The 13,718-nt window shown below is 38.9% G+C and carries 13 protein-coding genes; 9 read left to right on the forward strand and 4 right to left on the reverse strand.

From position 1 onward, the window contains the following. Positions 1-17 precede the first annotated feature (17 nt). From IGL37_RS02025 to IGL37_RS02040, 4 genes are all read left to right on the forward strand, one after another. Positions 18-779: a DeoR/GlpR family DNA-binding transcription regulator gene (locus IGL37_RS02025; RefSeq protein WP_010820653.1), complete on the forward strand. Its 762-nt coding sequence runs from the start codon at positions 18-20 to the stop codon at positions 777-779. 12 nt (positions 780-791) lie between these two features. Next, positions 792-2,192: a M24 family metallopeptidase gene (locus IGL37_RS02030; RefSeq protein ID WP_202583850.1), complete on the forward strand. Its 1,401-nt coding sequence runs from the start codon at positions 792-794 to the stop codon at positions 2,190-2,192. 86 nt (positions 2,193-2,278) lie between these two features. After that, on the forward strand, positions 2,279-2,929 hold the full coding sequence (locus tag IGL37_RS02035; protein WP_002355481.1) for a uracil-DNA glycosylase: 651 nt from the start codon (positions 2,279-2,281) through the stop codon (positions 2,927-2,929). A 174-nt stretch (positions 2,930-3,103) separates the two neighbouring features. After that, positions 3,104-4,444 carry an MATE family efflux transporter gene (locus IGL37_RS02040; RefSeq protein WP_002367982.1) on the forward strand — a complete coding sequence of 447 codons (1,341 nt, stop codon included), beginning with the start codon at positions 3,104-3,106 and terminating at the stop codon, positions 4,442-4,444. A 24-nt stretch (positions 4,445-4,468) separates the two neighbouring features. Here the strand turns inward: IGL37_RS02040 and IGL37_RS02045 are convergent, their stop codons facing one another. Beyond that, on the reverse strand, positions 4,469-6,295 hold the full coding sequence (locus tag IGL37_RS02045) for a M3 family oligoendopeptidase (RefSeq protein WP_195757646.1): 1,827 nt from the start codon (positions 6,293-6,295) through the stop codon (positions 4,469-4,471). Between the two features lie 127 nt (positions 6,296-6,422). Here IGL37_RS02045 and IGL37_RS02050 point away from each other — a divergent pair, with 127 nt between their 5' ends. The 3 genes from IGL37_RS02050 to IGL37_RS02060 all read left to right on the forward strand — a co-directional run bounded on the left by IGL37_RS02050 (position 6,423) and on the right by IGL37_RS02060 (position 8,314). Further along, a complete protein-coding gene (locus IGL37_RS02050; protein ID WP_002363134.1) occupies positions 6,423-6,932 on the forward strand; it encodes a VanZ family protein in 510 nt (169 codons plus the stop codon). Between the two features lie 130 nt (positions 6,933-7,062). Next, a complete protein-coding gene (locus tag IGL37_RS02055) occupies positions 7,063-7,791 on the forward strand; it encodes a YebC/PmpR family DNA-binding transcriptional regulator (RefSeq protein ID WP_010819190.1) in 729 nt (242 codons plus the stop codon). Between the two features lie 52 nt (positions 7,792-7,843). Then, positions 7,844-8,314 carry a C-GCAxxG-C-C family protein gene (locus IGL37_RS02060; RefSeq protein WP_025189811.1) on the forward strand — a complete coding sequence of 157 codons (471 nt, stop codon included), beginning with the start codon at positions 7,844-7,846 and terminating at the stop codon, positions 8,312-8,314. A gap of 75 nt (positions 8,315-8,389) precedes the next feature. On the opposite strand, the gene IGL37_RS02065 is transcribed toward IGL37_RS02060, so the two are convergent. After that, the gene (locus tag IGL37_RS02065; RefSeq protein WP_002355495.1) at positions 8,390-8,563 is read right to left on the reverse strand and encodes a hypothetical protein; all 174 of its coding nucleotides are present in this window, start codon (positions 8,561-8,563) and stop codon (positions 8,390-8,392) included. A gap of 127 nt (positions 8,564-8,690) precedes the next feature. Beyond that, positions 8,691-9,650: a ring-cleaving dioxygenase gene (locus IGL37_RS02070; protein WP_033918187.1), complete on the reverse strand. Its 960-nt coding sequence runs from the start codon at positions 9,648-9,650 to the stop codon at positions 8,691-8,693. A 30-nt stretch (positions 9,651-9,680) separates the two neighbouring features. Between IGL37_RS02070 and IGL37_RS02075 the strand changes: the two genes are divergently transcribed. Continuing rightward, entirely contained in the window at positions 9,681-10,253 is a 573-nt protein-coding gene (locus tag IGL37_RS02075) for an alpha/beta hydrolase (protein ID WP_002358653.1), read from the forward strand. Positions 10,254-10,319: 66 nt separating this feature from the next. Here IGL37_RS02075 and IGL37_RS02080 read toward each other — a convergent pair whose 3' ends face one another. Continuing rightward, entirely contained in the window at positions 10,320-11,846 is a 1,527-nt protein-coding gene (locus IGL37_RS02080) for a UDP-N-acetylmuramoyl-L-alanyl-D-glutamate--L-lysine ligase (RefSeq protein ID WP_002373306.1), read from the reverse strand. 203 nt (positions 11,847-12,049) lie between these two features. Here IGL37_RS02080 and IGL37_RS02085 point away from each other — a divergent pair, with 203 nt between their 5' ends. Further along, entirely contained in the window at positions 12,050-13,699 is a 1,650-nt protein-coding gene (locus tag IGL37_RS02085; protein ID WP_002364837.1) for a putative polysaccharide biosynthesis protein, read from the forward strand. The last annotated feature ends 19 nt before the right edge of the window (positions 13,700-13,718 follow it).

The raw sequence follows: 13,718 nt of genomic DNA on the forward strand, positions 1-13,718 counted from the left end.
AGAAGAGGTGAGGAAACATGTTGATTGAAGAACGTTTAGCCAAGATTCAAAAAATAGTGAATAAACAAAAAAGTATTTCCATGGAAGCGTTAGCGGAGCAAGTCTCCGTTTCAAAAGATACTATTCGGCGAGATTTAATTCGTTTAGAAAAGGAAGGACATTTAAAGAGAACGCATGGTGGCGCTATCTCAGTGCAGTCTGAAGCAACTATTTACGATTATGCTCAACGAATAATGAAGCATCCAGAGAAAAAACAAGCGATTGCCCAAAAAGTTTGGGCAACCATTCCCAAACAAGCGTCCATTTTTTTTGATTCATCAACCACGGTGGAAGCAGCTATTCGAGCGATGGAAAATAGTCCGATTCACGCGATCACGAACTCTCTCAGTCATGCGCTACTTCTAGCGCAAATGGATCAGACAAAAATTACAGTATTACCTGGGCAACTGCATAAACAACAACTCTTTTTGTTTGGGGCAGAAACAGTCGCTAAGGTTGGGGAATTTGCCCCCGACTATACATTATTAGGTGTGTTTGCGTTATCTGAACAAGGATTATTTATTCACACAGAAGAAGAAGGTCAAGTCAAGCGGCGAATGATTCAACAAGGCAAACAAGTCATTGCCTTAGCAGACCAAACGAAATTAAACAAAACGGGTTTATTTAAAATTTGCGAATTAACAGAAATTGATTGTTTAGTGACAGATACACGACCTGATGAAAAATTCTGTGAGCAGTTAGCGCAAGCAGGCGTAACGTTGATTGTCGCAGATGAATAATGGAGGATAATAATGAAGCGAAAAATTAATTATACACATATTGCTGAACCTACTGTTTTTGAGAATGTTTTTCCAACGTATTTGACGAATGAAACGATGATGGCGCGCAAGCAGAAAGTATTACAACGAATGGAAACAGAAAAATTCGATCAATTGGTCTTCTATGCAGACAAAGAGCATGGCAGTAATTTTGAATACTTAACTGGCTTTATTCCGAGGTTTGAAGAAGGACTTCTTGTGTTAAATAAGGATGGTGCGGCGACACTTATTTTAGGTAATGAAAATTTAAAACTGTGCCAACATGCCCGCATCTCAGCCGATTTAATTCATTATCCAGCTTTTTCACTACCTAATCAACCAATGGCTGGGGAACAAAAGTTGTCGCAGATTTTTGAAACGCTTCTCGATGAAACTGCTCAAAAAATAGGTATCGTTGGGTGGAAAATGTTTACGACACAACAGCAAGAACCTGCTACTATGTTTGATGTGCCACATTTTATTGTCGAAGCACTGAAAAAAGCGCTGCCGAAAGAAGCTCGTTTACTAAATGGGACCCACTTATTGATTGGAGCAAAGGGGGCTCGCGCAACAAATAATGCTAACGAATTGGCGCACTATGAATATGGGGCGAATTTGGCTTCTCGCAGTATGTTAAAGGCCTTAAATGCAATTGAAGTAGGACAGCGTGAAACGGACATTGGGGCTTTGTTAAATGATGAAGGTCAAATGCCGACGGTAGTAACCATTGCGGCAACTGGTCAACGTTTTGAATATGCAAACATGTATCCGACTGCCAAAGAAATTCAGTTAGGTGATGCCTTATCATTAACTACAGGCTACAAAGGCGGCTTGTCTAGCCGAACAGGTTTTGTTATTGAAAACGAGCAGCAATTGCCAGAAGCGCAACGTGATTATTTAGAGCGCGTAGCAAAACCCTATTTTCAAGCTGTCGTTCACTGGCTTGAAACCATTCGAATCGGATTGTTAGGGCGAGAAATGTACCAAGCGATTAAAGAACAGTTACCAAAAGAAATCTATCACTGGCATTTGAATCCTGGGCATTTAGTTTCGGATGATGAATGGATGTCGTCGCCTATTTATCCAGATTCAGCCATTCGCTTGGAAAGTGGCATGCTCTTTCAAGTGGATATTATTCCTTCTGTACCTGGTTATACAGGGGTGAGTGCAGAAGAATGTGTGGCTTTGGCTAATGAAACATTGCAAAAAGAGATTCAGCAAACTTATCCAGACATGTGGCAACGGATTGCGACACGCAAAGCCTATTTAAAGGAGACATTAAAGATCGATTTACCATCGGAGGTTTTACCAATGTCTAATTTAGTTGGTTACTTACGGCCTTTTTATTTAGCTAAAGACAAAGCTTTGTGTGTAGAAAAACCAGCTCCTAAATGAGTAGGCTCCTTTTTTGAGTTTCTTTTGGGCCTTATTTATAATCAATATAGCAAAGGAAGAACACCAGAAGAGAGGCGTGATGGTAAATGCACTATCCTGAACATCTGAAAAAAGCAGTTTTAGCTAAAGCGAAAGACTTACCATTAGAAGGGTTTGTGGAAGGGCAAGGCCCGCAACAGCCAAAAGTGATGCTGATTGGGGAAGCCCCTGGAAAAGAAGAAATTAAAGAAAATGTGCCATTTATTGGTCGTTCAGGTCAATTGTTGATGGAACAATTACAACAAGTTGGCTTAAGTCGTGAAACGGTGTATATCACCAGTGCGGTTAGGAGTCGGCCTTTTTCTGTAAAAACGAAGCAGATTGCAAAAACGGGAGAAAGAGTAACCAAATTTCCTAATCGAACGCCAACCAAAGAAGAAATCAAAATTTTTGCGCCTTTGCTTGATTGGGAAATCGCTGTTTGCCAACCTGAACTAATTTTGACACTGGGGAATATTGGGTTGCAACGACTTTTAGGACCAAAGCCAACAATCACTGCAGTGCACGGAACGGTCATTCAGTCGCCCATTCAAACATTTGATGAGCAATCACAAAACTATCATTGGACGCAGAAAACCTATCAAATCATTCCACTCTTCCATCCAGCGGCTGTCTTTTATAATTATCGTTTAAAAGAAGTCGTGAAAGAAGATTGGCAAGTGGTTCAAAAACAACTGCAACTGCTTAAGAAAGTTTAAAATGAGAAAAATAAAAGGATGGTTGTTTTTTCGAAGAGAGAATGCTACCCTAGAAGTATCAATAAATAGACAGATTATTTAATCGCTGGGTTGAATAATTGAAGGATTCTGATTTTTGCGTAAGCCTTGAAGCAAAAAGAATGAGTCCTTTTTTTGTTAGAAGGAGATTTGGGTATGGAGCAAACACAGCAAAACCATTTTACTGCGTTGTTTTATAAAAATGTTCTGTTAGGAATTTTAAGTATGGCGGCGCAATCAATTTTTATTTTGGCGGACACATTTTTCATTGCAAATGGGATCGGCACCGAGGCATTGGCGGGGCTTAACATTGTCTTACCACTCGTTAATATTATTAATGGATTAGGTTGGATGTTTGGCGTTGGCGGCGCTACGTTGTTTTCGACCACGGTTGCGCAAAAAGAAATCAAAAAAGCCAATCAGTATTTTAGTTTAACGATTGGGTTAGTTTTCGTTATAGGGAGTCTCTTTACTTTAGCGAGCTTGATTTTTTCCGATCAAATTATTCGGGGACTTCAGGGGACCGGTGTCTTGTTTGGTTTGGCAAAGGAATATTATATGATTTACCTTAGCTGTTCATTATTATTTATTTTAAACAATTGCCTGATTACTTTTTTAAGAAATGACCATAATCCTCGTTTGGCAACGATTGCTTTTGTCAGTGGGGGAATTGTCAACATTATTTTGGATTATGTCTTTATTTATCAATTTGGGTGGGGCATGGCAGGTGCGGCCATTGCAACGGTGATGTCACCGTTAACAAGCTTAATCCTGATTACGTTGCATAAGTGGTCGCCGCAACGAGTTTTACGTTTTGAAAAGTTTAAAGTGAAATTTCAGGATGTTCGAGAAATTATGTCGATTGGTTTTTCTTCCTTTTTAAATGAATTTTCTTCGGCCTTTGTCATGTTTTTATTTAATATTGTTTTGTTAAACTTAGTTGGTCATGTGGCGATTTCAGCTTATGCGATTGTTGCCAATCTCAATATTATTGTGATTGCCATTTTTACAGGGATTGGGCAAGGGGCGCAACCATTACTCAGCCGATACTATGGTTTAGGGGAAACGAAGGTGTTGCGTAAATTTGTTAAACTTAGCTTTATTACGTACTTGGTCGCCGGCTTCCTGTTCTTTTTAATCAGTCAAGTGTTTACGGGACAAATTATTGAGGTCTTTAATAGCGAAGGGAACGACCAGTTGGCGCAAATTGCTAGGACAGCCATCCGCTTATATGCGATTTCCTTCTTGTTTACAGGATTGAATTTTATGGGGATTTATTACTTTTCGGCAGTTCGTAAACCGAAAATGGCGCTAATGATTTCCTCTTTGCGTGGGTTCTTTTTAATTGTGCCAGTTTTATTTATTTTGGTGAAATTACTAGGATTAACCGGTGTTTGGTTAGCCATGCCCGTAGTTGAATTTGTTACGTTTGGACTAATGCTTGTGGGCTACCTTGCGTATCGAAACTATTTGAAAAAAAGAGAAGCAGTAACCTGATGTTGGTTACTGCTTCTTTTTTGCTTAGTTTACATAGTTTTCAGTTAAAGTCATGAATTGTTTCACATCTTTTAGGACTTGATCAATGCCGGCTTGCCAGAAATCAGGTTTTGTTAAGTCAACATTTAAATGTTTTTTCGCTAATTCTTCGCTTGTCATCGAAGCAGTGTCTCTTAATAACGCAATGTATTGGTCTTCAAAAGAGCTGCCTTGTTGATTGGCATACGCATAGATACCCATGCTGAATAGATAGCCAAAAGTATATGGGAAATTATAGAAAGGCACATCATCAATAAAGAAGTGCAATTTGCTCGCCCAGAAATGAGGATGATAACTGCCAAGACTATCTTTGTAGCTTTCTTTTTGCGCCGCTAACATTAATTCAGTAATATCTTCTTCCGCTACTAAACCTTTTTGGCGCGCTTGATAAAAATTATTTTCAAAGATAAAACGCGCATGAATGTTCATAAACATAGCAATGGCATTTTGCATTTTTGTGTCTAAAAGGTTAATCTTTTCAACATCTGATTTGGCCTCTTTTAAGGTGGCGTCAGCAACAATCAATTCTGCAAAGGTACTAGCTGTTTCTGCTACGTTCATGGCATACTCTCGATTCAATGAAGGTAAATCCCACATCACGCTACTATGGAAAGCGTGACCTAATTCATGGGCTAAAGTAGCTACTTCGTTGATTGAATTCCCAAAGGTCATGAAAATCCGCGACTCTTGTGTTTCAGGTAATTCTGTACAATAACCCCCAGGACGTTTGCCTGGACGATCTTCAGCTTCAATCCAACTTTTTTCAAAAGCCATTTGGGCAAAATTAGCCATTTTCGGACTGAATTTACGGAAATTTTCTAAAATAAAGGCAGCGGCTTGATTAAAGGAATACGTTTTTTCTTCTAAATCACCTAAAATAATTGGTGCATCTTGGTCTTGCCAATCCATTTTTTCTTTGCCGAATAATTGCGCTTTGCGCGTTAGAAAGTCGACGAATGGTTGTTTATTTTTTTGGATAGTTTCCCACATAACCGTTAATGTTTCTTGACTCATTCGATTATAGTTTAAGGGATTTTCTAAATAATCTGTAGTGCCATGCAATTTGTAATCAGATAAACGGAACCCATCCAAGTGATTTAGGGTGTCTGCTAAAATTGAAGCTTTGCCACTCCAAGCTTTCTCCCAGGCTGTAAACAAACGTTGACGAACCTTTTTATCAGGATCTCCCATCATGCGGTTAAAGGCTTGGCCTGCAGATAGTTCTGTCACAGAGCCATCTTTTTCTTCAAAAGGAATCACAATGGAAGCAACAATCGTATCGTAATGTGTACTCCAAGCATTTAAACCATCTAGAGAAAGCGTATTGATGATATTTTCTTCTTGTTCGGAAAGCAGTTTTTTTCCATCACGGCGTAATTCATTTAAGCGAAAAGCCATTGTTTTGAACGGTTCTTCGGCTAACAGGGCTTGCCAATGTTCTGCTGAAATCTCGGTGATTTTTTTAGTAAAAATGGTTTCAGCTAATTGAATCGCTGGCAACAGATTGTATAAATCGCCTGATAAAATTTTGGCCTTGGTATCATTAGTATTAGCAGAAATTAAAGCAGTTAAAAAACTATTACATTGTGAAAAGCCATTTGAGATTTTCCCTTGTAACGTTAAAATTTCAGCAAATTGTTCTTTGCCTTGGGCACTTTCTGGTGTCCATTTTGTGATTAACTGATGGTACTCTTTTGTCTGTTCGGTTAATTGAGTCATTCGTTGGCTAAGTTCTTTGGACTCGCTCCCATTGGGGAAAATACTGTCTAAATCCCATGTAATAGAATAGGTCATATCCAATCCTTCTTTCATTTTTTTCTTTTCAGTATATCATAAGACCTAAGAGAAGTTGTTTCTTTTTCCCTCGAAACCGACTATAATAAAAAAGAATTTTCCGTGGCAGGCACGGGGCAACTTGAAACCAAGAAAAGAGGATTATATGAAAAATTATTTGAAAGATAGTAATTTATATTTAGTCATTGCGTTTGTTATTATGGCCATTTTATTTTTCAGTTCATCACAGACGTATGAACAGCAATCACAAGTTGGTCTTTTAGATAAACTTCTGAGCAGTCATCCTTTTGAAGAACAATTAAAAAACATTTCTTTTCAATATGCTGGCAGTGAAGTGAGCATTCAAGCTAGTGGTTATAGTAAATTTGTTGAATTTTTTATTCGTAAGGGAGCCCATTTTGGTACGTATTTTCTATTAGGTGGTAGTTGGTTTATTGGATTAGTGCCAAGAATCAAAGGTCTGTTTTTAACAGCTGTTGTTTCCTGGCTAGCTGCTACTGGCTATGCAGGTTTAGATGAATTTCATCAAATGATCACGGGAGGAAGGACCCCTCTTTTTCAAGATGTTATGTTGGATTCCATGGGTGCTTTGACAGCCATCGTTATTTGTTTGGTGGTTCATGGTTTGAAGAAAAATAAAAAAAGAAGACGCTAATTTAGAAGAGCTTCGTTTATTCGTCAGAAAGGTGGATAAGCGAGGGTCTTTTTTTGGTAGCGCTTGTTCCTAACTGAAAAGAAGAGTAGAATAAAGGAGAATAGTAACGAAAAGTCAGGAGGAATCAAGGATGTCAGGACACAGCAAATGGAGCAACATTCAAGGGCGTAAAAATGCGCAAGATGCCAAACGTGGGAAAATTTTCCAAAAAGTTTCAAGGGAAATCTATATGGCGGCAAAAGCAGGTGGCCCTGACCCCGCAATGAATCCTGCTTTACGTTTAGCAGTCGATAAAGCTAAGTCAGCCAATATGCCCAATGATAATATTGCTCGCGCCATAAAAAAAGCCAGTAGTGCTGGTGAAGGGGAACATTATGACGAGGTAACTTATGAAGGATACGGGCCAGGTGGCGTGGCAGTTTTAGTTCATGCACTAACAGATAACCGCAACCGAACGGCCACCAATGTTCGCGTCGCGTTTACTCGAAATGGTGGCTCTTTAGGTGAAACGGGTTCGGTGAATTATATGTTTGATCGTAAAGGCTATATTGTCATTAAGAGAGAAGATCATGCAATTGAGGAAGACGACATGCTAGAAGTCGTTTTGGAAGCAGGCGGCGATGATTTAGAAACATCACCAGAAGTATTTGAAATTTACACAGCACCAGAAGATTTTACAGCGGTTCGCGATGCTTTAGAACAAGCAGGTTATTCATTAGCACAAGCTGAATTAACAATGGTTCCGCAAACCTTACTAACCTTGAACGATGAACAAAAAGCGCAATTAGAGCGCTTGGTTGACAAGTTAGAAGACGATGATGATGTGTCAGAAGTATTTACCTCTGCAGAAAATCTATAAAATAAAGGGATGCTTGGCGTCCTTTTATTCATAAAATGAAAGCGGATACAGAATGGAGGGCATTTTGAAAAAGAGAATTTGTTTACAAGCAATCAGGGAAGAAGCGGAAGCCTATTATCGTAACGGTGATTTTTATTGCTCGGAAGCGATTGTGGCGACCATTCGGCAGCACTTCGATGCGGAGATTCCCATTGAAGCTGTGGCCATGGCTTCTGGGTTTCCTGTAGGTGTTGGAGGAGCGAAGTGTATTTGTGGTGCTCTTTCAGGCGGGGTTATGTGTCTGGGCTACTTTTTTGGTCGGATAGAAGCCAAAGGAGAACAAGTAAATAAAACGATGGCTTTAGCCAACGAATTGCATCAAAGTTTTCGACAAAAGCATCGAGTGGTTTGCTGCAGTATTTTGACAAGTAAAATGACGATGGGTTCACCTGAACATATGGAACAATGCATTGGCTTTACTGGAGAAATCGCTGAAACAACCGCAAAAATTATTGCACGAGAACTTGCTTACGAATTAGTCTAGTAAAAAATGAGAGAGGAGCAACCAGATTCATTCACCTGAATCTGGTTGCTCCTCTCTCATTTAATGCGTAATCAATTAACCAAGTACTTTTTCATAAGCTTCCACTTGAGATAAGACACGTTGGAGCTGTAATTCATTTTCAATATAGTTGATTGAATTACCTAAATCTTCTTGGCGGTTTGTTTCTAAACGATCGACTTCTTTTTTTGCTTCGTTCAATAAGTGTAGAACTTCTTCCTTAGATAACATGTACTCACCTCCTTGCGCAGTTCATCTACTATTAGTGTACTCCTTTTTTTCAAAAAAGGGCAATAATAGGATATTAAAAAACAAAAATAGCGGTTAGAACCGCTATTTTTGTTTACTCATGGCGTTGTTATGCTAAAATCGCTTCGATTCGTTCTCTTTGATCTGCCAAAAAGTGAGGCAAATAAAGGGGGATTTCATCAAAGTTTGAGCTTTGATTTTCATAGGCTTCGGCATCTAGCAGGCCTTTTTGTGTGGCTACTTCAAATAACAAGTGGTTCGGTTCTCTAAAATACAATGATTTGAAAAATTCGCGGTCTTTAATTCCTGAGTTTGTAAAATTCTTTTCCTCTAACAGGCTATCAACTTGCGTTAATTCTTGCGTATCTTCCACCCCAAAGGCGACGTGATGAACGCCACCAATTCCTTCAATGGCAAGCGGATTGGTACGGTCATCAATGATGTGCACCTCTTGATAAAACTGTGGATGATGATTTTCCAGAACAGTTACTTCATGCGCAGTTTCAAAAAAAGGTACTGTTTCTTTTTCATGCCAATGTAAATAATCCACTAAAGGTTGTTTGGTAGCTGCGGCATATTGGACGCGTAATTGAATTGCATCAATGCCTAAAATTGCATGTTCTACTGGAATTTCAGAATGCTCAGCTGGAAAATAATCTTCCGCATTTTCAAATTCACGTAACGGAACAAGCGCCATTTGCGTATTATCGGGCGCTTCAAAACGCAAAATTGGGTGTTGGTTAAATGTTTCCACACCATAGTGGCAGATACCCGCTTGCTCAAGACGTTCTGCCCAAAAATCCAAAGAGGCGCGCGTTGGTACTTTTAAAATAGTTCGTTCAATTGTATTTGTCCCAAAGGATTGATCTTGGCCATCATTCAATTCAAAAAAAGTTAATTCGGTACCTGTTCGTTGCTCATTATCTGAGAAAAACAAGTGATACATGGTGTGGTCATCTTGGTTGATCGTTTTCATTAGTAATTTTAATCCCAGTGTATTATGATAGAAGTCAAATGTAGGCTTTATCAATCGATTTAAAATAGAGATGTGATGAATTTGTGCATACATAGTAAAATTCCTTTCTTGGAGGTTTATTAAATGAAACAATTTTTTCAAAAAGGGTCGAAACCTAATCAATTAGTTGTCGCTTTCCATGGTACTGGTGGCAATGAATATCAATTATTAACGACCATCGCAACCCTTTATCCAGAAGCGAGTGTTCTAAGTTACTTAGGAACAGAAGGTGTAGGCGAACAGCGACGCTTTTTTGCGCCATTAGTCAATGGAGCATTACCTCGTGCTAACTTTGATGAGCGAGTGACGGCGTTTCTAGAAGAAGTTTGGCAACCGCAAAAGTTATACGATGAAGTTATTTTTATAGGGTACTCTAACGGTGCCAATTTTATTTTAGGCCTATTAGAAAAGAACCCGACTATTGCTAACACTGTTATTTTACTGCATCCAAGCAATTTAGGCTATCAATATGTATCTGGTGAGTTTGCGACAAAAGTGATTGTCACAACAGGGGCTCAGGATGAGTTGAGTATTCCGGGACAAGTTCTTTCTTTAGCTAATCAATTAAAGAAACATTTCCCAGTCGACTTTTTGCTCGTTGATGGCGGTCATGGCTTATCAGAAGAAGAAGTAACGAAAATAAAAGAAGTTCTTTAAAAAACAAGCTGCAACCTTTGCTGATAAGTGGTTGCAGCTTGTTTTTTTCATGTGTGTTTAAATGATTTAGTTCTTTTTATTAATGAAAGCTTCCGCAAGGGCAAAGTCTCCTGCGTAAGGTTCATCTACGCCGTTTACTTTTTGATAAAGGTCGGCGCCTTTACCAGCTAAGACAATCGCATCATCAGCCGTTGTGCTTAAAGATAATGCGTGAGCAATTGCTTCGCCACGATCTAAAACGGTGTAAACAGGCATTTCTTTGGTAATATGGGCTTGAATTTCTTGGCAAATTTTTGCTGGATCTTCACTGGCTGGGTCATCGGTTGTTAGGACTGCAACATCAGCCAATTCAGAAAGAACCCTACCAAAGTCTTTGCGGCGAGAAATCGCTTTGTCTCCCGTGCTACCGACAAGAACAATTAAGCGGCCGTCAGGATGTTCTTCACGGACAAAGGTTAAAAGATTCTTCAAACTATCATAGTTATGAGCGTAATCAACATAGACGGTTGCACCGTTGGTATTCGTTAAAGATTCCATCCGGCCAGGGACGGTGGTTGCTGCGATCCCTTGTTGACACTCTTCTTTTGAAGCTCCCACAAGGACACTAGCAATCGCCGCACTTAACGCATTACCTTTGTTAAAATCACCACCTAAACGAAGGTGATAAGAGCCAGCCAATCCTAACGCATCTGCAGGACTTTCAACGATAAAACGTAAGGAATCCTCTGAAGAAACAGCGAATGAATAGTCAACTTCTGAAGCTGGCTGACTGCCATAGACAATGGCAGGGACTTTTTGCTGTTGTGCAGTTTCTTTAAGTAATGGAAAATAATCAGCTTCGTGATTCAACACAATGACTTTAGAATGTGTAATCAATTGACGTTTGCAATAAAAGTAATCGTCAAAGGTTGGATGTTCAATTGGACTGATATGGTCGGGGGTAATGTTTAAAAAAATGCCGACATCAAAAAATAACTTGTAGACACGATTAGTTTTGTAGGCTTGGGAAGAAACTTCCATAATAAAATGAGTCATCCCGTTAGCAACAGCGGTTGCCATCATTCGATACAAGTCCAAAGATTCGGGTGTAGTCAAGGCAGATTTAAAGAATGTTTTGCCATCTAATGTCGAATTCATGGTAGAAAGCAAGGCTGTTTTTTGTTGTGTAGCAACATCTAAAATATATTTGGTGAAATAAGCCGCTGTTGTTTTACCTTTGGTTCCAGTAAAGCCAATCAGTTTTAATTTATTTTGTGGATAATCATAAAAAGCCATGCTTAACACAGCCATTGCTTTTTTAATGTCAGTCACGATAATTCCTAGTTGTGCTGGAACCTCATAAGGCACCTCAGAAACATAGATTTCTAGGCCGTCTTTTACAGCATTTTCTAAATAGATTTCTTTAAAGTTTAATCCTTTACAAAAAAAGAGTGTTTCTGCTGTTACGTCTCTCGAATCGTAAGAAAGAGCCGTTACTTCTCGTTGACCTAACGTGTCGGAAAGGGTCAAGTGCCAGCCTTCTGGTGAAATAAATTCTTTTAATAAATCTTCTTTTTCTAAGCAATCGCGAATTGCGAATAATGAAATCGTCACTTTTTTTGCCTCCAAACGTTTCAACGAAATTTCAAAACTGATGTCATTATAGCATTATTTTTCTTTTAAAAAAACCATCTCGTTAGCGTGAGAAAATCCATGAGAAATGTTAAAATAGGATAATTCTTCGAGAAAGTCGTTGCATATCCCAAGATGAACAATTAAAATAAAGAAAGCATACTCAAAGAATATTGGAGGACAAAATGATCAATCAACCAAATTCAGTTGATCAACCAATCCTGACGAACCAAGAAAAAATGGTCAAAGGCTCAGCTTGGATGACAGCTAGTAATATTATCTCCCGCATGTTAGGGGCGATTTACATCATCCCCTGGTACGCTTGGATGGGCGAGCACGGAAACGAAGCGAACAGTTTGTTTTCAATGGGGTATACGATTTATGCCTTATTCCTAATGATCTCTACCGCCGGAATTCCAGGTGCGATTGCCAAGCAGACCTCGCATTATAATTCATTGAACGAATATAAAATTAGTCGACAGCTTTTTTATCGTGCCTTACAACTAATGGGTGGCTTAGGTGTGGTTTTTGCTATTGTGATGTATTTGGCATCTCCGGCATTAGCAGCTTTGTCTGGCGGAGGACCTGAATTAGTTCCAACGATGCGTTCATTAAGTTTAGCCGTTTTAGTTTTCCCAAGCATGAGTGTCATTCGCGGTTATTTCCAAGGAAATCAAGAAATGATGCCCTTTGCTTTATCACAAATTGTTGAACAAGTAGCACGAGTTTTTTACATGTTATTAACTGCTTTTATTATCATGAAAGTCTTTGAAGGTAATTACGTTACAGCGGTGACCCAAGCCACTTTTGCGGCATTTATTGGGATGCTCGCAAGTTTTGCGGTTTTAGGTTATTACATGTACAAACAAAAACCATTATTTGATTATTTAGAAGAACACAGCGCCAATGAACATGAAATTGCTCCAAAAGAGTTATTGATTGAAACTTTTAAAGAGGCGATTCCTTTTATCGTAGTTGGCTCAGGGGTGACGGTCTTTAAACTTGTCGATCAGTTTACTTTCTCAAACTTTATGCGTTTGTTTACGGATTATTCAGATACCCAGTTACGAGAGCTTTTCGGTATTTTTAATGCCAATCCGGACAAATTAACCATGATTGTCGTGGCTTTAGCGACTTCGATTTCGGCTACTGGATTACCGTTAATTACAGAAGCGGTCACCTTAAAAAATCATCGTGAGTTAGCGCGTTTGATTAGTAATAATTTACAACTTTTTGTGTTTGTAATGTTGCCAGCAACGTTCGGTATGATTGTTTTAGCGCAACCACTATACACTGTTTTTTACATGCCAGATGCTTTAGGCACTTCTTTATTAGTGCAAGCTTGTTATGCTAGTTTATTCTTGGGCTTGTATATGTTAGTGTCAAATATGTTAATGGGGATGTATGAAAATCGTGACGCAATGCGTTATTTAGGAATTGGTTTAGCAGTGAAATTAATCGTGCAATTCCCCGCAATCCGTTTATTTGAAGTTTACGGTCCGTTATTAGCAACGATGATTGGCTTTACGGTTTCTTGCGTATTGATTCTAAGAAGAATTCGTCAAGTGACACGTTTTAATTACAAATTAACCTTACGGCGAACATTGTTAATGTTCTGTATTACAGTCATCATGATGATTATCGCTTTGATTTTCCGTCAGTTCTTGTATCTATTTTTAGATCCAACTAGACGTTTCCAAGCCTTCATTATCGTTGTAATTGTGGCTGCTGCAGGAGGCGCTTTTTATGGCTATTCGGTCTTGAAGATTCGCTTAGCTGATCGTTTATTAGGGAAAAATGCCGCAAAATTACGTGCAAAATTCAATATTAAATAATAGCTGATTGAACTCCTTT

This window comes from Enterococcus sp. AZ119, from assembly GCF_050546175.1.
GTDB lineage: Bacteria > Bacillota > Bacilli > Lactobacillales > Enterococcaceae > Enterococcus > Enterococcus faecalis.

Bases quoted from the DNA above. Each gene is read 5' to 3' on its own strand.
- IGL37_RS02050 (WP_002363134.1), top strand. From the start codon at position 6,423: ATGAAAAATTATTTGAAAGATAGTAATTTATATTTAGTCATTGCGTTT.
- IGL37_RS02045 (WP_195757646.1), bottom strand. From the start codon at position 6,295: ATGAAAGAAGGATTGGATATGACCTATTCTATTACATGGGATTTAGAC.
- IGL37_RS02055 (WP_010819190.1), top strand. From the start codon at position 7,063: ATGTCAGGACACAGCAAATGGAGCAACATTCAAGGGCGTAAAAATGCG.
- IGL37_RS02075 (WP_002358653.1), top strand. From the start codon at position 9,681: ATGAAACAATTTTTTCAAAAAGGGTCGAAACCTAATCAATTAGTTGTC.
- IGL37_RS02030 (WP_202583850.1), top strand. From the start codon at position 792: ATGAAGCGAAAAATTAATTATACACATATTGCTGAACCTACTGTTTTT.
- IGL37_RS02085 (WP_002364837.1), top strand. From the start codon at position 12,050: ATGATCAATCAACCAAATTCAGTTGATCAACCAATCCTGACGAACCAA.
- IGL37_RS02060 (WP_025189811.1), top strand. From the start codon at position 7,844: ATGGAGGGCATTTTGAAAAAGAGAATTTGTTTACAAGCAATCAGGGAA.
- IGL37_RS02070 (WP_033918187.1), bottom strand. From the start codon at position 9,650: ATGTATGCACAAATTCATCACATCTCTATTTTAAATCGATTGATAAAG.
- IGL37_RS02040 (WP_002367982.1), top strand. From the start codon at position 3,104: ATGGAGCAAACACAGCAAAACCATTTTACTGCGTTGTTTTATAAAAAT.
- IGL37_RS02035 (WP_002355481.1), top strand. From the start codon at position 2,279: ATGCACTATCCTGAACATCTGAAAAAAGCAGTTTTAGCTAAAGCGAAA.
- IGL37_RS02025 (WP_010820653.1), top strand. From the start codon at position 18: ATGTTGATTGAAGAACGTTTAGCCAAGATTCAAAAAATAGTGAATAAA.
- IGL37_RS02065 (WP_002355495.1), bottom strand. From the start codon at position 8,563: ATGTTATCTAAGGAAGAAGTTCTACACTTATTGAACGAAGCAAAAAAA.